32 protein-coding genes and 1 tRNA gene are annotated in these 18,417 nt (G+C 41.2%); 18 read left to right on the forward strand and 15 right to left on the reverse strand.

Going from position 1 to position 18,417, the window contains the following annotated elements; translation table 11 throughout:
- Positions 1-168 precede the first annotated feature (168 nt).
- A complete protein-coding gene (locus tag HNW13_RS00005; protein WP_192114246.1) occupies positions 169-1,074 on the reverse strand; it encodes an IS3 family transposase in 906 nt (301 codons plus the stop codon).
- Between the two features lie 20 nt (positions 1,075-1,094).
- Positions 1,095-1,310, reverse strand: coding sequence for a transposase (locus HNW13_RS00010; protein ID WP_192114247.1), 216 nt, complete (start codon positions 1,308-1,310; stop codon positions 1,095-1,097).
- A 451-nt stretch (positions 1,311-1,761) separates the two neighbouring features.
- Here HNW13_RS00010 and HNW13_RS00015 point away from each other — a divergent pair.
- Positions 1,762-1,838 (forward strand) — tRNA-Trp (locus HNW13_RS00015).
- Positions 1,839-1,927: 89 nt separating this feature from the next.
- Here HNW13_RS00015 and HNW13_RS00020 read toward each other — a convergent pair.
- From HNW13_RS00020 to HNW13_RS00065, 10 genes are all read right to left on the reverse strand, one after another.
- Complete coding sequence (locus HNW13_RS00020; RefSeq protein ID WP_192114248.1) at positions 1,928-2,953, reverse strand: tyrosine-type recombinase/integrase; 1,026 nt, start codon at positions 2,951-2,953, stop codon at positions 1,928-1,930.
- A complete protein-coding gene (locus HNW13_RS00025) occupies positions 2,954-3,163 on the reverse strand; it encodes a DUF4224 domain-containing protein (RefSeq protein ID WP_192114249.1) in 210 nt (69 codons plus the stop codon). It abuts the gene before it with no gap.
- Positions 3,160-3,453, reverse strand: coding sequence for a hypothetical protein (locus HNW13_RS00030; RefSeq protein ID WP_192114250.1), 294 nt, complete (start codon positions 3,451-3,453; stop codon positions 3,160-3,162). Before HNW13_RS00030 ends, HNW13_RS00025 begins: the two co-directional genes overlap by 4 nt.
- Positions 3,450-3,752, reverse strand: a complete 303-nt coding sequence (locus HNW13_RS00035) for a PapB/FocB family fimbrial expression transcriptional regulator (protein WP_192114251.1) — start codon at positions 3,750-3,752, stop codon at positions 3,450-3,452. The genes HNW13_RS00030 and HNW13_RS00035 overlap by 4 nt, the downstream gene beginning before the upstream one ends.
- Positions 3,749-4,093 (reverse strand): hypothetical protein, encoded by a 345-nt coding sequence (locus HNW13_RS00040; RefSeq protein WP_192114252.1) that lies wholly within the window; start codon positions 4,091-4,093, stop codon positions 3,749-3,751. Before HNW13_RS00040 ends, HNW13_RS00035 begins: the two co-directional genes overlap by 4 nt.
- Positions 4,094-4,096: 3 nt before the next feature.
- On the reverse strand, positions 4,097-4,261 hold the full coding sequence (locus HNW13_RS00045; protein WP_192114253.1) for a hypothetical protein: 165 nt from the start codon (positions 4,259-4,261) through the stop codon (positions 4,097-4,099).
- Between the two features lie 4 nt (positions 4,262-4,265).
- The gene (locus HNW13_RS00050) at positions 4,266-4,592 is read right to left on the reverse strand and encodes a hypothetical protein (protein WP_192114254.1); all 327 of its coding nucleotides are present in this window, start codon (positions 4,590-4,592) and stop codon (positions 4,266-4,268) included.
- A gap of 156 nt (positions 4,593-4,748) precedes the next feature.
- Positions 4,749-5,597 (reverse strand): hypothetical protein, encoded by an 849-nt coding sequence (locus HNW13_RS00055; protein WP_192114255.1) that lies wholly within the window; start codon positions 5,595-5,597, stop codon positions 4,749-4,751.
- Positions 5,598-5,599: 2 nt separating this feature from the next.
- Positions 5,600-6,409: a hypothetical protein gene (locus HNW13_RS00060; protein WP_192114256.1), complete on the reverse strand. Its 810-nt coding sequence runs from the start codon at positions 6,407-6,409 to the stop codon at positions 5,600-5,602.
- A gap of 34 nt (positions 6,410-6,443) precedes the next feature.
- Positions 6,444-7,064 carry a S24 family peptidase gene (locus HNW13_RS00065; RefSeq protein WP_192114257.1) on the reverse strand — a complete coding sequence of 207 codons (621 nt, stop codon included), beginning with the start codon at positions 7,062-7,064 and terminating at the stop codon, positions 6,444-6,446.
- 84 nt (positions 7,065-7,148) lie between these two features.
- Here HNW13_RS00065 and HNW13_RS00070 point away from each other — a divergent pair, with 84 nt between their 5' ends.
- From HNW13_RS00070 to HNW13_RS00080, 3 genes are read left to right on the forward strand one after another with little or no spacing between them, the layout of a single operon-like run.
- Complete coding sequence (locus HNW13_RS00070) at positions 7,149-7,355, forward strand: YdaS family helix-turn-helix protein (RefSeq protein WP_192114258.1); 207 nt, start codon at positions 7,149-7,151, stop codon at positions 7,353-7,355.
- A gap of 26 nt (positions 7,356-7,381) precedes the next feature.
- Positions 7,382-7,990, forward strand: coding sequence for a hypothetical protein (locus HNW13_RS00075; protein WP_192114259.1), 609 nt, complete (start codon positions 7,382-7,384; stop codon positions 7,988-7,990).
- Positions 7,983-8,447, forward strand: a complete 465-nt coding sequence (locus HNW13_RS00080) for a hypothetical protein (RefSeq protein WP_192114260.1) — start codon at positions 7,983-7,985, stop codon at positions 8,445-8,447. The genes HNW13_RS00075 and HNW13_RS00080 overlap by 8 nt, the downstream gene beginning before the upstream one ends.
- Before the next feature lie 4 nt (positions 8,448-8,451).
- Here the strand turns inward: HNW13_RS00080 and HNW13_RS00085 are convergent, their stop codons facing one another.
- Positions 8,452-8,874, reverse strand: a complete 423-nt coding sequence (locus HNW13_RS00085; RefSeq protein WP_192114261.1) for a hypothetical protein — start codon at positions 8,872-8,874, stop codon at positions 8,452-8,454.
- Between the two features lie 183 nt (positions 8,875-9,057).
- Here HNW13_RS00085 and HNW13_RS00090 point away from each other — a divergent pair, with 183 nt between their 5' ends.
- The 8 genes from HNW13_RS00090 (at position 9,058) to HNW13_RS00125 (ending at position 13,832) form a co-directional block, all read left to right on the forward strand.
- Complete coding sequence (locus HNW13_RS00090) at positions 9,058-9,885, forward strand: helix-turn-helix domain-containing protein (RefSeq protein WP_192114262.1); 828 nt, start codon at positions 9,058-9,060, stop codon at positions 9,883-9,885.
- Positions 9,882-10,559, forward strand: a complete 678-nt coding sequence (locus tag HNW13_RS00095; protein WP_192114263.1) for a replication protein P — start codon at positions 9,882-9,884, stop codon at positions 10,557-10,559. Before HNW13_RS00090 ends, HNW13_RS00095 begins: the two co-directional genes overlap by 4 nt.
- Positions 10,543-11,748: a tyrosine-type recombinase/integrase gene (locus HNW13_RS00100; protein ID WP_194956048.1), complete on the forward strand. Its 1,206-nt coding sequence runs from the start codon at positions 10,543-10,545 to the stop codon at positions 11,746-11,748. Before HNW13_RS00095 ends, HNW13_RS00100 begins: the two co-directional genes overlap by 17 nt.
- Positions 11,745-11,963, forward strand: coding sequence for a helix-turn-helix transcriptional regulator (locus HNW13_RS00105; protein ID WP_192114264.1), 219 nt, complete (start codon positions 11,745-11,747; stop codon positions 11,961-11,963). The genes HNW13_RS00100 and HNW13_RS00105 overlap by 4 nt, the downstream gene beginning before the upstream one ends.
- Complete coding sequence (locus HNW13_RS00110) at positions 11,953-12,294, forward strand: hypothetical protein (RefSeq protein WP_192114265.1); 342 nt, start codon at positions 11,953-11,955, stop codon at positions 12,292-12,294. Before HNW13_RS00105 ends, HNW13_RS00110 begins: the two co-directional genes overlap by 11 nt.
- Before the next feature lie 145 nt (positions 12,295-12,439).
- A complete protein-coding gene (locus HNW13_RS00115; protein ID WP_192114266.1) occupies positions 12,440-12,838 on the forward strand; it encodes a type II toxin-antitoxin system RelE/ParE family toxin in 399 nt (132 codons plus the stop codon).
- Between the two features lie 36 nt (positions 12,839-12,874).
- A complete protein-coding gene (locus tag HNW13_RS00120; protein WP_192114267.1) occupies positions 12,875-13,201 on the forward strand; it encodes a hypothetical protein in 327 nt (108 codons plus the stop codon).
- Between the two features lie 91 nt (positions 13,202-13,292).
- Positions 13,293-13,832 (forward strand): hypothetical protein, encoded by a 540-nt coding sequence (locus tag HNW13_RS00125; protein WP_192114268.1) that lies wholly within the window; start codon positions 13,293-13,295, stop codon positions 13,830-13,832.
- A gap of 33 nt (positions 13,833-13,865) precedes the next feature.
- On the opposite strand, the gene HNW13_RS00130 is transcribed toward HNW13_RS00125, so the two are convergent.
- Complete coding sequence (locus tag HNW13_RS00130; RefSeq protein ID WP_192114269.1) at positions 13,866-14,063, reverse strand: hypothetical protein; 198 nt, start codon at positions 14,061-14,063, stop codon at positions 13,866-13,868.
- Between the two features lie 220 nt (positions 14,064-14,283).
- Here HNW13_RS00130 and HNW13_RS00135 point away from each other — a divergent pair, with 220 nt between their 5' ends.
- The 5 genes from HNW13_RS00135 (at position 14,284) to HNW13_RS00155 (ending at position 17,242) form a co-directional block, all read left to right on the forward strand.
- Positions 14,284-15,312 (forward strand): helix-turn-helix transcriptional regulator, encoded by a 1,029-nt coding sequence (locus tag HNW13_RS00135; RefSeq protein ID WP_192114270.1) that lies wholly within the window; start codon positions 14,284-14,286, stop codon positions 15,310-15,312.
- Complete coding sequence (locus HNW13_RS00140; protein ID WP_192114271.1) at positions 15,302-15,727, forward strand: hypothetical protein; 426 nt, start codon at positions 15,302-15,304, stop codon at positions 15,725-15,727. The genes HNW13_RS00135 and HNW13_RS00140 overlap by 11 nt, the downstream gene beginning before the upstream one ends.
- A 368-nt stretch (positions 15,728-16,095) precedes the next feature.
- Complete coding sequence (locus tag HNW13_RS00145) at positions 16,096-16,365, forward strand: hypothetical protein (protein ID WP_192114272.1); 270 nt, start codon at positions 16,096-16,098, stop codon at positions 16,363-16,365.
- A gap of 65 nt (positions 16,366-16,430) precedes the next feature.
- Complete coding sequence (locus tag HNW13_RS00150; RefSeq protein ID WP_192114273.1) at positions 16,431-16,946, forward strand: hypothetical protein; 516 nt, start codon at positions 16,431-16,433, stop codon at positions 16,944-16,946.
- A 2-nt stretch (positions 16,947-16,948) separates the two neighbouring features.
- A complete protein-coding gene (locus tag HNW13_RS00155) occupies positions 16,949-17,242 on the forward strand; it encodes a hypothetical protein (RefSeq protein ID WP_192114274.1) in 294 nt (97 codons plus the stop codon).
- A 47-nt stretch (positions 17,243-17,289) separates the two neighbouring features.
- On the opposite strand, the gene HNW13_RS00160 is transcribed toward HNW13_RS00155, so the two are convergent.
- Positions 17,290-17,469, reverse strand: coding sequence for a hypothetical protein (locus HNW13_RS00160; protein ID WP_208062772.1), 180 nt, complete (start codon positions 17,467-17,469; stop codon positions 17,290-17,292).
- Positions 17,470-17,843: 374 nt separating this feature from the next.
- Between HNW13_RS00160 and HNW13_RS00165 the strand changes: the two genes are divergently transcribed.
- Positions 17,844-18,413: a terminase small subunit gene (locus tag HNW13_RS00165; protein ID WP_192114276.1), complete on the forward strand. Its 570-nt coding sequence runs from the start codon at positions 17,844-17,846 to the stop codon at positions 18,411-18,413.
- Positions 18,414-18,417: the final 4 nt, after the last annotated feature.

Raw genomic sequence — 18,417 nt, forward strand, 5'->3', positions numbered from 1 at the left:
TATTTCCAGGTGCCTAATTGACTTGAGAAAGTCGCGAAACAGCCCGCTATGATATAGCGGGCTTTTTTGTGTCCAAAATTTGAGAGTACGGTGGTTTATAGCATCCATCATAGTGCAGACGATATTGATCTGGTCAATTAATTTTGTACTCCAAACCGGGGCACGTGTTTAGGCTGTCATTTCGGCTATTGATGTAGTCAGATAGTCGTTATAACTATGACCACTTTTTGTATTGTAGTGCTTTAGTATGTAATTCAACGCATCCTGCTTCGCTTCATCAAAATTGTTGTAACCATACTTCGGCATCCATTCTGTTTTAAAACTTCTAAAAAAGCGTTCCATTACCGTGTTATCCCAGCAGTTTCCTCGTCGACTCATACTCTGCGTTATTTGATACTTCCACAGCATTTGTCGATATTGAAGACTACTGTAATGGCAACCTTGGTCAGAATGAAACATCAGGTTTTGGGGCCGTCCACGACTTTCAAATGCCATTCTTAATGCTGCACAAGTCAAATCGGTATTCGGGCTGTCAGAGCAAGCCCAACCCACCACTTTTCTCGCATACAAATCCATTACCACGGCTAGATAGAGCCATTTGGTTCCTGACCAAACATACGTAACATCACCACACCAAACGTGATTTATGACGTCAACGTTAAACTGTCGCTTTAACAAATTAAGGGCTATTTTAGATTCATCATTGGCTATCTTGTAACGATGTTTTCTGGGTTGGTTACTGATAAGTCCTGCATCTCTCATTAAACTGGCAGCCTTATAACGGCCAACATTTTCACCTAATTGATTGAGCTGGCCTGCTATCGTTCTCGCGCCAGCAGAGCCTCGGCTATCACGGTGAATTGCAATTGCTTGCTGGCGCAATTTCTCACGTTCAGGCTTCACTAATCCACGATGTTTGAGATGATAATGGTAGCTGCTACGCGGTATTTCAAACAAATGACAAAGCTGTTTGACGATGTTCTGCTCTCTCGATAACAATTCAATTAATGCTATCGTTTGATGTCGTCTTGCATTAAGAGAGCGGTAGCCTTTTTTAAGATATCTTTCTCCCATTCAATTTTCTTAATTTGCGCTTAAAGCTCTTGAAATCGTTTTTGTTCGGGAGTTATGGCATTAGCTGATGGCGTAATACCTTCAAATTCTTGTCTTATCTGGGTTACCCAACGTCTAATCGCTGTCGGGCCTACGCCGGTTGCATCACAAGCTTCTCGAATGGTGTAACCTTGTTTAATCACAAGGTTAGCGGTATCTATTCTAAATTCTGTTGAGTAAGTTGGTTGAGTCTTCATTACTTTTTACACCGTTTTATCTTAAGGGGATTTTACCTAAATCGTTGTACAGATTCATTAAGCCACAATAGATTAGAATACAGAACAGGTTTATCCCCCTCTCTATAGGATTAATAGGTGCGATTATTATTACATATTGCGCTTAATATTATGGAACTGACTAGGTCATTTTTGCTCGATTGTTCAATGATTCGATTCTAAATTTCAGATCAGATTATCCATTGAACGTAATTGTGTTCTTGTTGTCGACTTCCATATTTGGACTATCAGTTTCTACACTTAACCATGAGATCGTAGAAATTAACCAATGTCCGAGCCATTTTATAAATGCATAATCTACTCATTAATCGATTAGATTAGCTAACTTGTTTGAAAAAACTGCAATTGAGCGCTTTATTTAAAAAAGTACTTTACCTTTGGAGGGGCTTTTAGCATAATGCCCTTCGTCAACAGGGGTGTAGTTCCAATTGGTAGAACAGCGGTCTCCAAAACCGATGGTTGCGAGTTCGAGTCTTGCCACCCCTGCCAAATAAAACAACGGCTTGCATAGAAATATGCGAGCCGTTTTCTTTTTGTTGGAATAAGTGTTGGAAAAAGATATGCAATCCAGCGCATCTCTATTCACCTCTGTTACCGTTTAAAGTGGGTACAACAGGGACTCTTCTGTCATAAGTGTTCACTTGCGCTAGTGTTTTATGACCGCTAAATTGTTGCTTCTCAGCCAATGTTCCTTCGAAATCACTAATCCCTTTTGCTTTAAGATCGTGGAATGTAAAGTCAGTGGCTAAATGAGGGTACTGTTCTTTCATTTTGTTCATAGCTCTTCGCCATGATGAACGTAGCCCATCTGAGGACAGTTTTCCGCCCCGATCTTTATTGATGACATATATACTTGCAACGCAAGACTGTAACCCTTTTGCCTCATCGATGACTCTTCTTAATCTGTCAGACCATCCTTTTATCTGGCGTTTCCCTGTTTTTCCTTGCTGAATGAATAATCCATCCTTTTGTACTTCAGACCATTTCAAATCAATTACGTCTCCCTGACGAGCTGCACATAAATAGCTAATTTCTATGGCTAAGCGTAATCTTAATTCTGCGCAACTACAGATGGCTGAATATTCCACATCGGTTATATATCGCTCTCTTGCTTTTAGCTTAAATTTTTTAATGCCTTTAGCTGGATTGCTTTTACAACGCCCTCGCTCGTAACCCCATGCAAATACTACACTGGCCGAAGCTAATTCATGATTTGCTTGAGTCTTACTACTTATCCCACGCTTATCCATGTATGTACGAATATGGTGCGGTTCAATTGCATCTGGGCGCATTTTCCCAAACACTTTAGCGAAACGTTTAAGCTCTTGCTCTCTATCTTTCTGCGTTCGTGGTGCAAGCTCAATAAAATTTATACTGGTAAGGTACTCATTGATCAAACTACTCATGCTATAGATCGCATTTAGCTCGCCGATTGTTGACTCATAAGCCACCCAAACTTCAGCTCGACTGGCGTTTATACTGCACAGTGTTATGGTTTTAGTACTGCCAGATTGTTTATAAATATAACTAACATATTGGCCTCGGACCTTATTGCGGTAAACCCGTGGCGGCATCCAAGCATCTTCTATTTTTCTTTTACGCATTTATATTGCACCAAAATCCGGTTCATCGTTGGCGGCGGGTTTTGCTTTCATTCCAAATGGATTGTTAACAAAGTGCCATGTAACACTTGGTTTACCATCTTTTCTCACAAAGTAATTGATGCCCATTTGGCCTAGCCACTCTATTTGTCCAGATGCTCGCTTATGACCAGAAAGAACTTCTAAATCTTGCTCTGTTAATATCGCTGTCATAAACATACCTCACTGATGGTTTGTGATTGATTATTGCTAGCAGCAAGAGCTGGAATGCCTATCACCCTCACTTCATGGAATTGATAGGAGTACTCTATCGTTCGGCGAATACCTTTTGCTAACCTATGCTCTCCATTTCCTAATGCTTGCCAATAGAGGCTTTCGAAGCAACCAAGAGTAATCGCTATTTGAATACTGCTATTCTCGGTTTTATTTAATACTTGAGCGATAAGTCGGCGTTTATTACAACGATAATGCTGTAGTAAGTGATGAAACGGTGCTGACTTCATTTTGTAATTTCCCTCTCATGCCGCTGGTCAGTTAACTGACAAGATTGCTGATGATTAAAATGAGCCCAATCTAGCTCCTTGAGTTGTTCAACTGTAGCTGCGACTTGTTCAAGTCTTTTTTGCGCACGAGTAAAGTTGCCTCTATCTATGTCATTACGCGCCACAGCTGCCACATCTTGAAAACCCAACACATAATGATCCTCAAGTGCCTCACGCATGCATTCTGAGTCCATGCGAGTTAGCGATAACAAGAGTTGTAATCTTTGCAGTGACTCCCCGCCCTGGATGAGATATTTCATATTGCTCCACCTCGATACACTTCCCAGCAAAATACCTCTTTTTTTGTTTTAGGATTCACGCTGCCAGTAGGTTTACGGTAGCGAATATGAAGCTCCTTATGAGGTTCTTGTCTTTTAGCTAGTTCAATGTACTGCTTACAGAGATTTGGGGTAGACAATGAATAACTAAGCTTTTGTTGTTTCATTTTCTCAAAGATAATCTGAGTCATCTCTGCAAGTTTTTGTTCGTACTCTGTAGCCGTCAGTTCGCGCCGATTACTACCATGCCCTTCAGTGACACGGCATTTCTTTCTAGCCAATCTCTTAGCTACAGACATGGATATTCCATAAACAAAAAACATGCTTCACCCCTTTGGCGGTTGTAAGCGTAATTTGGTTTGTTCCCATTGAACTATTAATCGTGCAAGGCAAGTCAGCTCTTCGGGGTAGATAAGTTGCATTTGCTGCAACTCAGCAATTTTGTTGTCGCAATGGGCTATGAGTGACTCCTGAAAAGTTTGCTTTGCCATATTATTAAACTCCGAACAGATGTAATTCTGGAAGATTATCAAGGTCTGTTTGACTGACTTCTGCCTTACCAGTGTGTGCATCGATGTGAAGCAGATAGTTATGCCCCAGCTCGCCGTAGCGACCAACATATTGCTGGTGAAGTAGTTGGCTGGCATTGTAGTTAAACAGGTAAGCTTCGAGCTCTTGCAGGCGTTGCTGTACCCGAGGGCTGATCATTGGGTCCGCCTTTGGATGACGAATAGCATGCATAACGACAGCAAAACGAATAGAAACCAGAAGTCGATGCTCCTGGCATTGTTTAGTTGTATTTGGTGTATTTGTTAGTATCACGATTAATCCTCATTAGAGTTTCTACAAACAAATTACAACTAAAGCTATTTTATTGTCAACACAAAAAGCTATATTTAAGTTGTTTTTTATTTTTTAAATAAAAATTTAGATATAAAAAAACCCGCAATATGCGGGTTTTTTATACTTTAAGGTTGTTTAAGCAGCTGATAGGCACCAGTTGGAGATATCTTCTCCTAAGCTTTCTTGAGATACATGGCTATGCACTTTGATATTGTGTTGATTCAAGTGCCAAGTGAACTTATCTAGCTCATTTTCAATCTCGATTTGCTTGTCTTTCTTTAGCTCATCTCCTGGCAATAACAGAAAAAATGCACTGCTTTTGGGCTTGTGGTGTTGGGTTGCAACATCTAAATCCCTATAGCCTTCAAACAAGTTACATTTTACTCGTTGTATGTCAGCGTAAGCTGCCGTAGCTAAAGTAGCAACTCCATTGTTTTTTCTATAGGGGAGGTATATCTCATGCTGCTTAGCAATTGTTTCATAAGGGTTTTCAGGTACATGCTTAGAATAATCTAGTGATAAATTCTGTTTTAGAAGCACCCTTAGATTGTTGTACAGAGAATCTCTTGATACTGATGAAAAGGAGCGAGGTTGATGAGTTCTAACCTTTTTTCCTAAAGTGATGACCGAATCATAGAGTTGTTCTACTACATCAGCTGCTGTCTTTCCTTGGGCAAAACCCCGAAGGTCACACTTTATCTGGTGTGTAAGCTCCTGAGCTAACCCTTTTTTTAAAATTAAGCTTCGGCTCACTTCACAGGCTAGCTCTAATTGAAATATCATGTTTTTAGAATACAAGCAGGCTATGCGATCGAAATAATCGAGCATTTTTATACTCACTTCGCCTAAGGAGTCTTTATACGCGACACCGATATTTAAGGTTTCTTTACTAGCAATATCGGGAGTCCACTGGATAGCATACCACTCACCTTGTACTGATGATGATGTTTGTTTATTTGCTAAAATTTGATCGAGTCTGTCCATTTTTAGACCGCCAACATGTTATAGTTTTTTGAAATCCGTTCACTAGCGAGCTGTGCTCTAGCTGTTATAAAGCGCTCCAGAGCTTGCCGCCTTAATGGATCATGCCCAAGTAAAATATCCCACCATTGTAGTAATTCATCTTGGATGGTTGCAAGCACATCTACATGTTCTTCTGAGGCCTTAGAAACTTTGGACTTTATTGGGAGTGGGATGCAGTTGAGTTTCCATAAATTATTAGCCAATAAATTTTCAGATTGAAAATGAGGATCTAGTTCACTTGCTTGCCAATTCAGAGTTATGGGTAAATTACCATGATCTATTAAAAATATATCGTTTTTATTTGCGACTAAAATATTACCTAGGTGCCGATCTTGGTTAGCGGTCCAATCGTCAAATGCTATGGTTTCACTTATTTTATTCCAACTAGCAACTAAATTCATAAGTGCTTTGCATTCAGTTATTTGATTAAGATGATAGAAACTTGCCGGATTTTCACCTGGTACATTGCTAACAACAAAACACCATTCATTCATGTTGTTGTTATTTGTAAAGGCTGTAGCAGATGGTTTAATCAACGCTGCATACTTTGGTACAGGCAGAGAGCAGCCTCTAGCAATTATGTAGCCAGTGATTTCATTGACCAGTGTAAGCTCTTTATTCAAGCTAAAGCGTTTTAGGTAGGACTTAGTAACTTTGCCATCAGACCATTCAATATTACACATATGGGTTTCAGCCATGTCGCCCATCGGAGCTCTAGCTAGTATCGCTTTTAAACTCTCTGCTGGAAGTACTTCAACACAGGAATTATTCATTTACAGTCCTTGTAGATTTTTACTTTTAGGTTTTTTAAAAAGCTCGTCCTGAGAATACCACGACGCCAACGATAGAACAGTTGCCATTGATAGGGATGAGTTGTTCGGGCCAATTTGGGTTTAGGGGTTTAAGAAATTTTTGGTTACCTTCAATGACTAGTTGTTTAAAGGTTGCTTCGTTGTGTTCATCTAGGCGAGCTACCACATAGGCCCCATGGCGCCATTCTGTTTCCGGGTCGACAAAAATCAGATCTCCATCGCGAAAGGTGGGTTCCATACTTACACCTTGTACTTTTAGCACAAAGGTTTGGTTGCTGCATGCTACAGGGCAAGGGAATCGTTCTGCTTCGAGTGCGTGTATTTCTTCTATTGACGACCATGCACCAGCCTGTACCCAGCTAATTAATGGGAAAAAGCCTTTAATATCAGGCCCAGGAGTGATGTTCTTAAAATCACTACTATCTCGGCCGTAAAGCAACCAGTCAGGAGAACATTTTATAGCTCTTGCGATTTCAATAATATTCCGAGGCTTTCTCGTTGTTCCATCCTCAATTTTATGAATGGAATTTTGAGAAACCCCTACTATTTTTGCCAGTTGCTCTTGAGTTAACCCAAGAGCCTTCCGACGTGATTTTATACGGTCATTTATGCTCATAACTTATTCTCACAACTAAATGTGTAATTGACAAACCAATTTATGTGTTATTAAATACACAAAAAGCTATAAATCGAGGTGTGTATGTCAGCTATTTCTAAATCAGCAGAAGTTACAGGGGGGCAGACTGCATTGGCAAAAATGCTCGGAGTGAAGCAGTCCCATGTATGGAATTGGATCAATCGTCGTCAACAAGCTCCTGCTAAGTATATCCGTGCAATTTCTACCGCAACAAAAGGCTTGGTTAGTGTGGATGAACTGCTCAACGATCACGAAACTAAGACTATTTAAAGAATAACACTGAGGGATTTTTCAACATGAAACACAAATCACGTTTGGATTTATTGATGGTTGCTATTCACCGTTGGCTTGAAATGCCAAAGGTCAGTCGCTCTATTATTGCCGCTGAAGTGGTCGCTTCGGTTGATGCGTTAGGGTTAGCAGGCGCTTTGGCGAAAGAGGGGATTAGTTTTAACTGTACTTCTGATTCTTACAATGATGCCCGAGTGAATGCGCAAAAGATTTTTAGATGGCTAGGGCAATACCAAGAAAACCATGCAATGCCTGAACGATTATTTCATGTTGAGCAAGTCATTTTGGCGGCAATGCCACAACAGTTGAAATTGAACTACCTCAATGCCGTATACGCAATGGTGGGTGTGACTGTGGTTGCCGATCATGGGTTAAGTAGTGCTGAGATTAATACTGCTACGCTGGCTATTTCTTTGACTAAAGAAAATGCCGAAGCGCAGGTGGCAGTTATTCAATTAGGGGATGCACCGAACCGTGAAGCCGTTATAGCAGCCCATCGTGAACTCAGTGAGTCGAGAGGGACAACGCAAGCAGCTATGGATTTGCTCGAGAAACACTTTCCGTTTGTTGGCCATAAAGCAAGCTTAAAGGCTGTGGAGGGTAACCATGTTTGATGAGGAATGCTTAATCTGTTGCTTTCACGGGGCCGCTAATTGCAGCGCACATTCACATGATTTAAATAGTCAGTTAAGTGACAAGTATTTCAAGCATTTTGACAGTGCTAAACAGATGATAATGAGGCTTGAGCCTCCTTTAGTTAACTCGAAAGAACAAAAGCAACTCGCCGTATTATGGCGGCTTCTAGAGGATCATCATTTAAATATTGATAGTTTGGTTGAGATGATGGATCTGATTTGGTTTAGTTGCTTTGTATCTTATTACAAAGGACAACCGGTTCAAGCTGTTAGCGCTGCGGGGATTGAGCTTGCCGCCCGTATTCAACAGCTTGAAAAGCGAATGAGCGCCATGTCTGTTGGGGCTGACGCTCAGTTTTTTAGGCGTCGTATGTTAGATCATTTAGATGAGTATGGTGCTGGTAAAGCAGCGCCACTGTGCGAGGCGGAACAATGATTTTTTATAACAATTTACATAGCTCAACAAAACCAATGCTCATGAGCTTAGGTAATTCAGTGTTTAAGCCATTTTTTACCGCTAACACGATTTTGTTGCCAATATTTGAGTCGTCAAGAATATCACCAAAGAGTTTTTTAAATGCGCTGTCTCCTAAAGTAACCGAGGTTAGGCATTGGTTGCCATTCCAGCATACTGCTGGAACATCTGAGCAAATGCGTAAAAAGCCTAGCTCGACCATGCGATGTGATGTTTCTTTCATGGCGTTATATTCAATATCAGGTGGGATGCCACCTTCATTCCAAAAGTCATATTCCTTTCCCAATAAAGTTTGCATATCGAGATGGGCTGGTAATGGGAATTTTTCGTGGGTTGCCGCAATTAACTTTGCCGCGCATTGGAGAAACAATTCATTATTTTTATTCACGTTAAATTCCTTAACTGATCCAGTATTTAAAGCAATAGAGAAACTTATGAAGGGGTATTTGATTAAGAAAGCCTGCCTACGTTTGGCGACTGAATGCAGGCTTAATACCCATAAGAAAGGCAAGAGCATGATAGATAAGCAAATGAGTTTAGTCAATTTGACATTTTTGCAGAGGGCTTACGTATGAGTATGGAACTAATGGTATTGGCTATGAAGACCAAAGTTGGTAATCCTCTTCGTAAACTCGTGTTAATTAAGCTTGCCGACAACGCCAGCGATAGCGGTGAATGTTGGCCTAGCTATCATTACATTGCGGATCAATGTGAGATAGGACACAGCACGGTACGTAAGCACATTAAAGGTCTTGAAGACGATGGCCTATTGACTATCACTCCTAGGAAAGGGCCTAAGGGGAATGACTCGAATGTATACCGATTACACCTAAGAGCTAGTGATAAAAAACCTATGCTATCAGATAGCACAGGGGATTCTTTGCACACGCTTCAAGCTGCAACGCTAGATAAAGCAAGGGTGCTACCAGATAGCATAGCTATGCCAGCAGATAGCACAGGGGAGCTACCAGATAGCAGAACCTGTGCTACTAGCGAGCAGACCCTATGCCACCAGATAGCACCGGAATCAGTCATTAAACCTATCATTAAACCAGTCACTAAGAGATCTAAAAAAGCTTCGCAAAAAAACTCATTAGATTTTTCTGCTTGGCCAGCTATGCCCAGTGAGCAAACCTTGGCTGATTGGTTGGCAATGCGTAAACGGCTGAAAGCGGATGTGAGCCAGACTGTGATTAACCGTATCGCTCCACAATTGCTTGCAGCGGTTAGCGCTGGTTTCTCTGTGGATGATTGCTTAGCCGAGTGTGTGACTCGTAATTGGCGTGGCTTTCAGGCGACATGGCTAGGAAATGCTGGCGTTAATCCTGGACAACATACAGGAACTCAACATGGTGATTGGACGCGACATGTATTTGACCCAGAGGACCCTTTGGTATGAGTACTCAAAGTATACAAAATATTATGAACACCCGCTCCGTAGTGGGTTGTGGTGGTAAAGAACATCATGGTGAACCGACAACTGCGGACCGAGCGATTGTTGATAGTGTTTTTGTAAAATTACGGATTTTATTTCCTGTTGGCGCACCAAAGGTTGAGAGTGAAGGGATCCACAAATCGGAATGGCTTAAAACGTTGGCAGTGCAGGGCGTTCGTAGCCGTGAGCAAGTGCAATATGGTTTAAATCGAGCTAGGCGTGAAGTTGGGGAGCGTATGTTCTGGCCTACTCCGAGGCAATTTTGTTCCTGGTGTATACCTTCGGCAAACGATGCTGGATTGCCAGAGCTTGAGAACGCTTACCGTGAAGCGCTTAAGCATTACCATCATCCCGAAAAGCATTCTTGGAGTCATTATGTAGTACGGTTAGCCGTACGTGAAACCGGTGGTTGGTTGTTTGCTAGAGGAGTGGAGAAAGATGTTTTCGAGGTGTTTAGCAATAACTACACTCAGCTAGTTAGGCGCTATGTCGCAGGTGAGGACTTTGATTTGAAATTACCAAAGGCTTTACCTAAAAAGGTAAATGTACCGACGACGCCTTCTAACGCTCGAAAAATATTAGCTGAATTAAGGGCTCGACATGGGTTAGGTGGGAGGGCTGATGCCGCAAATAGTTAAGGTGCATCAGGTAGGCGTTGAGTATGGCAAAGCTAACCAAGCAACATTAAAGCGTTGGTTGGCAGAGTCAGCGGCTAGAGAGTTCCGTGATAGGCAATTTCCCTGTTTAAAATTTAGAGCTAATCAAGGTAGAACAAAGGCGAGTTTATTTCTTGTACTGCATGAGGGGGGAAAGACCTGTTGGAAAAAGCAGGGGACTTGGCCAGGCCTTTGTGTGAAGACTTTTATTGCAGGATTACCGCAACTGCTTGCCAAGCGAGCCATGGGTGAAGTCATTGATAGCTGTGAGTTTGTGACTATTGAAGATTTACTTAATTGGTATTTAGCGCATGTGTCGGGAAATCGCACCTTAAGCCAAAGTTGGCGGGATAACTGTGCATCGATGATCCGTAGTCAATTATTGCCTAGGGTTGGGCAAGATAAAATAGCTTCGTTCGATTTTATGTGTATTGATACTGCGTTAGTAAAAACCATGCTAGCAGACGAGTATGCTCCCCATTACATTCGTTTATGCGTGAATGTTTTGAAAAGAGCATTTTCTGCTGCTAGTGATATGAGGTTATTGGCCGTTAACCCATTAATTGGCTATCGAGTTCAGTTTAGCTTGAAGTTGGGGCCTGCGTCAGAAACAGTACTCACAGAGGCTGATTTAACAGAGCTATTTTTTGCGTTGCAGAAGGCTAGTCGCCCTGTGAACATGATGTTTTTGCTTATGTTGATGTTTGGTACTCGGATTAATGAAACCCGCCTGTGTCGTTGGGAACATTTTGCCGGGGAGTATTGGTTGATCCCTGCATCAAATACTAAAACTCGTCAGGCACATCGTTTGCCATTGACTCCAGCATCTCAGGCATTGCTGCTAAGTTATCGACAGTGGCAGCTGAAATTTGTTGGCAAGCGCACTCATTTATTTTGTGCTGATAGCGGTGTGGTATCTATTAGAACTGCGCAGTATTGGAGTAAGCAAATACGTTTTAAAGACTTTACTAGCCATGCTTTACGTAAACTGTGCCGAACCATTATTGCCGATATGGGGGTGGATACCATGGTGGGCGAAAGAATACTTAACCATGCTTTGCCAGTACTGTTGCGAACTTACGTGCATAGCACATTAGACAAAGGCGTTATGGCAGCTCTTGAGGCATATCATCAGCATCTAGTTAAGCGTGGCTTTGTGGGGATTGAATGACGACTCGAGGGTTTGAAATATTAAAAACGGGCCGAAGAATTAGAGGGCTAACCCAAGCTGAAGTCGCTGAGACGTACGGTGTTAATTCTAAAACATATCAGCGTTGGGAGCGTGGACAAACGCCGGTTTCGTATGATGATTTAGCCGCCATTTGTGATCAGGTTTTTTGTATTCCTTTAATTGAAGTTCAGAGGGCTGCTGTGTATGCAAGATGATGTGCAGAATAGAGTAACCATTAAGCAGCTGCGTAAAGCGCTAACTGCCTGGGGGCGTTATTGGGCTAGCAAAGAATATGGGCAGGGCCATGCAAGCCGCAGTGCGTGTGATAAGTTGGGTGAAATTCGTTGCTTTGGCGCGGTGTTTTCAGAGTCTAGCTCACCTGTTCACATTGCTGAATATGACTGTCATATCGAGCGATTGAGCCATGATTGCCGGCGTGCCTTAAGAGTACATTACATCTGCAAACGTAACTGGGCCTTGGTTGGTTTCGACTCTGAGAAGTCATACTTGTACTGGTTGAGAAGGGCTGAGTGCGCATTACTTTAGATTATAGTTGTTCTTTCAATCCAGTGTTAATATGAAGTAAATTAATGAGTTATTTTTTACCAGGAAGTTAGTTTGTATGTCTTGTTCATTAGTAACTTGACGATAATAACATAAATGGTATTATTGACGGTAAGGGCAATAGTAAATGGTTTTAGCTGCAGTTAAAAGAAAGGCTAAAGAATACGTGACTAAGGATGGGGACACCCCATTTAAAAATTGGTTGATTGGATTAGCGGATGCTAGAGCTAAAGCTAAAATAACTAAAGCGATCACGCAGATGGAGTCTGGAAACTTTGGTGATCATAAATCTATAACCGATGGTAATGGATTATATGAAAGAAGGCTCAACGTTGGTCCTGGTTACAGAATTTATTATATTACCGAAGGTGATAAGTTAATTATTATTTTTGCAGGTAGTGATAAGTCGGATCAGCAGAGTGCCATTGATGCAGCTAAAATTTACCATGCCGATTTTAAAGCTAGGAAAAGTAAAGTAGCTGCGGAATCGACTTTAAAATCGGGTAAGTTGAAAAGAAAACGCTAGAATTTTGATTTTTTTATATTTATGAGGTACTTAATTATGGCACTTACACGTGAGTTTAAAGAGACAGTAATGGAAATGTGTAAAGATCCTAACTATAGGAAGGCACTTCTAATAGAAGCTCTTGAGTCTTATTTAGAGGGCGACATGGGAGTTGGTAATGCACTGCTCAGAGATTATTTAAATGGATGTAAAGCTTTTTCAGAAGTAGCAGAAGCTTTGCAAATTAATGAATCAGGTCTTAGACGGATGTTGAGCCCAAAAGGTAATCCTACTGTTCTAAATTTTTTTAGGCTTTTTAATGTGTGTCAAAAAAGAGAAGGTTTTGAGAGTGCTGATGATTTTCTGAGCTTAGCACATTCTTAACGATAATCAATTCTGACTAAATAAAGACATCTGGTTTCTATATAGAGTGTTTTTCGTACGTTAATTTACTTGGTATAAGGAAATACATTTCATGGATTTAAAGGATTTAATTCCAATAGTTTTATCCGCTTTAGCTCTATTATTATCAGCAATGACTTGGTTTCTTGCTTATTTTCATCGACGTTCGAAGGCTATACTTTGTTATGTAAAGCGTGAATTCGGAGTTGATGATAATGGCTCTCTATGTAAAAGAGAGCTTACTTATTCCTTTAGTAATACGGGGGAACAAAGCTTGTATGTCAAAGTTGTAAATCTATTAGTTGGAGAATCACCACTTGGTCCACTAAGGCACTCTTCGTCCTACAATATTATCCAAACCAATATAATACAGCCGTTTATTTCAAACCCTGGTCAGATAGAAACGTTTACATTGATACATGACTTAGGTGACAAGAGGCTTCCTGATGATGACGATAAGGACAAATTTACTATAGTACAAGTCGTTGTGATTTCTGCTAATGGGAAAAGATATGAAATGTCTCATGATATCTCAAAATTAGGCCCTGTAGGTCCTGAAGCTAAAGACTTGATTTGGAAAAGTGCTTCGCTTGGAAAGTGCAAGTACAATTAGTAGTATCATTACTATTAACAGAATCATTTGATTTCATTGAGCTAATCCAAGAAAGACTAATTTAGCTATTAATATATTGTTTTCTTTTTTAATTTCGATCCGTTCCCTTCCTTTGTTGTCGATGAATAGTCCCAACTCCGCTCCTATTATCCCCTGCGTTGTATCAAATATTGCTATCTGTTTAATACCATCTGAGTTTTTAAAAGTACGAGTGATCAAAGTGTTTTTCATGCTGTTCTCAGTTGTGCTATTGATAGTTTATGAGAACACACCTTTAAAATCGCGCCAGTAAATGACAGCATGTTAACTCGTTTTTTTTAGATATTCCCCTTTAATAACAATCATTTTCCATCATAAAAATTAATTTCACTAGCCGTTCCTTTATACGTGCATTCGTTCGTATTATGTATTAATGTACGACTTAAAGTTATAATTACGAATAAAAAGACGTATGGCTAGAAAGACTCTTAAAATTACACCTGAGCAAGTTAAATCACTCAGGCTTAAAGCTGGAATTACTCAAAAGCAGGCAGCAGAAACTGTTCATGTTTCTACAAGACAATGGCAAAAATTTGAGGAGATAGAAACCTCTGGTACCCATGTTCGTATTGGGGATGCCACATTAGAATTATTTTGCTTAAAGAGTGGCCTTGTATTTCCACCTCAGTTTAATAATGGATATCACCATGGAAAAGTGATCAGCTTTGCTGGAGGGGCTGGGGGGTTAGCTCGTTCTTCTCTGACTCGGGATATGGCAATCTCATTGACCAATGATGGGTATGATGTATTACTGGTAACGAGTAAAGAATACAGTCAATTGAAAGCGGCCGAGAAATATTTCTTGTACTCAAACCAGCCTTATCCAAAAATACTGTTTGAAGAAGATATTCAGTGGGAAGGTCATTCATACTTAAACTCCTCATTTTCAGACATACAGGGACATTATGATTTCATTTTTATTGACCTAGAGGTTGGAGGACGTCACCTCAGAATCAATGATTTTCCTGTAGACCTTATCATTACTCCAGGTCGTTTTTTTGACCGATTCCATGTATCAGTATCGAATAGCCGAGCATTTTATAGACGAAAACAAGAAGGGTTATTTGCTAAAGATAGCACTAACATTGCCTTTTTATTAATAGGTGTGGTCATAGATTACACTTTTAATTTTAATAGCTATGTTGGTGACACGTTCACTGATGAGCGAGTTGAAGAGGCTCTTTATTATCCTAATATTTATAGGAAAACATACCAAAAAGAGTTGGCCGACCTTTATGAGTTAGAGTGGGAAGGGGTATACGTATTTAATGCTTATACGACATCAACCTATGACTTTTATAGTGATTTAGCTAGAGACATACATAAAGGGAATGAGGCTGTTATGCATTACCTTGATAACCCAAATACCATAGCTGCTCATGATTTACGGGCAATAAAGAAAGAACTTCTAATATTGCTGGGGGTGGGTCATGGTAAGTAAGTTAAGTGACTTTGCCATTCAATTTAGAGCTGTCCTCGATACGCATAGTAGTAGCATTGGATTACCACACTTTTACAATTTCCCTAGAAACTGTTGTGAAGGGGTATCTGTATATTTTGCTTTCTATACGATGCAAATGTTTCCTAGTGTAAATGTTGAGGTTGTGCATTCTCGTAACTCTGATGATGAACATCATTACTGGGTTGAAATTGATGGATTAATTTTTGATTTGACTGCGGATCAGTTTGATGAGTGCAATGCTCCTATCATTGCTCAGGCTAGTAGTCCTTTAGAAAATGTGTTTCCAATATGTGAACGTTCTTTTGCTTCGATTGCTATGTGTGCTTATGACGCTATTGATGATGAGCAAAAAGAGTTGGTTTATAAGAGTATTCGGATAATTCTAAATATATAGTTGATGAGATGGTACTGAGATCTTAATAGTAATCTGATAATGCGTCAGCACTGACTGTGTAAGAATTTGAGTTATGTTATTGCATCAGCCTCAGAGAAGGATGCAATCATCCAGAGCTATACGACTGGATTAGGATAATGGGAGTGACTTGAATGTCAGATAAGTGACAAATTTGTTTTTAAATCGGTAAATGTAATGCTGTTTTATTGCACTTTAAGCCACTAAAGGGCTAAAAAGGGACATATTTAGGGCTAACTTTGAAGCCGAAAAACTGTACAGTATTGATATGCTCACCGAAGCAACAACTTAAATCTTCCCATTAAAAGCTCAGCAAATAGCTGGGCTTTTTTATTGTCTGAAATCTACTTATGAAATGTGTATTAACAAAAGCCAGCGAATGGAAAGGAAGGCTAATCGCCTACGGTGGTGGGAGTGGTATTAGTGCCTTTTCAAATGAGGTCGCAGCTAAAGCACAGCAAGCTGCTGATGTAGCAGCACAGATGCCAGCCTCTGCTCTAACAATTTCAACTTTAGTCTCAATAGGTGGTTTAACCGTTGTTGCTGGTCGTCTCATTTTTGATATTTGGAAATACCTTGATATGCGTAGAAGGCGAATGTTAGATGATGATGAGCCTTAAACCTTTTAAATAACAATGTATTGCCCTGCCTTGGCGGGGCTTTTTTATATCAGGAGATTAGCAGGATGAATACTTTAACGACTCATTACGGCCTTGTGAGTAAAGGGCAGGCTTTAGAATTTGCTCGTGCAGTTTGCAATGCTATTGGTGGTAATCCGCTAGGTACAGTTCTTTTGATTGAAACCGCCGCCGCAGAAACCCTTCTGGGGGCTTATCGTGATCCCACGCCTTATAGCGCAGGGACAGGAGCTACCCAAGTTGACGAAGGTACATTCAACTGGCTAAAGGATAAATACAAGGAGCATCGGATAGCAAAATCGTTATATGACGCATTTGGGATCAACTTGGGCCGTGTGAGTTATTTCGAATTAGAAGCGTCTCCCCTTTTAAGTTTTATATTTTGTCGTCTTCGTTATTGCGCGGTTAAGAGTGCTATTCCTGACACTCGTAAAGAGCGTGCTAAATACTGGAAACGACACTACAACACATCGGCTGGTAAGGGCACTGCAGGTGAATACCTGGAGCGCTGCGAGCTGGCCGGCGTAGACGAGCTACTTCAAAGCAACTTCACAGGAGACTGAATATGCAAAAGCTCATTTCACAATCGAGGGTAGTGGCTATTATGGCCGCAATGATAACCCTCGTATTCATGCCGTTCGCGGCACTTGCTGTATCCCCCGAGCTTACTGACCAGATAAGCCTGCCCCTTGATGCTTTACCTGGATGGGTTGGTATCGTCGTGGCCGTGCTCTATGGCGTAGCTCATGCCGTTGCATTGCTACCGGCCCCAGTTACCGACCGTTTACCTAGATGGGTTAAGTGGCTTCTTAAATATGTTGCTGCTAACTACGGTAAAGCCAAAAACAGGGACTTATAGTGGTTTGGGTAAAGCTGTTCGTCATGCTCATTGAGTGGGGCATTCAGCTAAAGAGGCGTGATGACAATGAGAAACGTCAAGAGCGTCTGCAGCAAGCTAAAGGCAATCCTGGTGATTACCTGCGCCAGTTTGGTCGGGTGCGGCGTGTTGCCGACGAACCAAAGGATGCCGTGCGTGGCGACACCACCGGCGTTGATGGAAACGATAGAGACAGATGATAGCTTCATTATTCCTAGAGAAGAGATGAGCCAGATAACTGTGTATATCGAGCAGCTGCGCCAGTGCGTTGCTGCTAATGAGTAAGGCAGGCTGAGACTTCAATCAAAGCCGAATGGGGGGCTGACACCCCCCCCCACCCCTTTTGGGTCCTCCCCTGGGGGGGAGTAACTGACGGGGCATAGACTCGCCGGTTCTGCCCCATTTTAGAGTTCAAAAACAGGTCCTTTCTTCCGTTGTGTTCGAGAAAGGACTAAACGTGAATATTTATTTAAATCAAAAATTTAATTCTATTCTCAAGTAAGGAATTGATCGCAAAAGAAAGGATGTTAGATCTAATGCGATCCACTTTGTTTATCCCTTCTTTCGGTGAACCATTTTAACTATGGCCTATGTTAATCGTAATGAATTTGCAGACATTATTGGGAAGTCGCCTAAATGGGTTGGCAACTTGATTGACGCAGGCTTGCCTCATGAGGGAGGGGGCGGTCGTGGAAAACCAATGGTGATCAATACGGAATTAGCAATCAATTGGTTAATTGATCGTGATGTAAAAAAACAAATCGGCGATCTTCAAAATGATGATGGTGCTCCAGTTGAGGGGACTAAAGATGGCGAAGAATTGCTTTTAACTATGGCCAAACGCCGTAAAGCCGATGTGGATGCTGCAAAAGCTGAACAGTCCGTCATTGATTTAGAGGATGTAGGGCAATTCTTGTACTCAATTTCAACACTCTATGGTAATGAACTAAATAATTTAGGTGCTCGTTTAGCTCCTGAGGTCGCACAAATAAATGAACCTGCTATGTGCAAGCACCGGATTGACATCGAATGTCGTCGCGTCAGAACTGCCACGGCTGAACGGCTCCGTAGATTCGTTTCTGAATATCGTGAACAACAGCGCAACAATGGTGGATGCGAAGCCACTGAGGAATGCAGCGAACTGGGCAACTGACAAC

Origin of the sequence: Shewanella sp. BF02_Schw (assembly GCF_014596695.2) — a bacterium.
Taxonomy (GTDB): Bacteria; Pseudomonadota; Gammaproteobacteria; order Enterobacterales; family Shewanellaceae; genus Shewanella.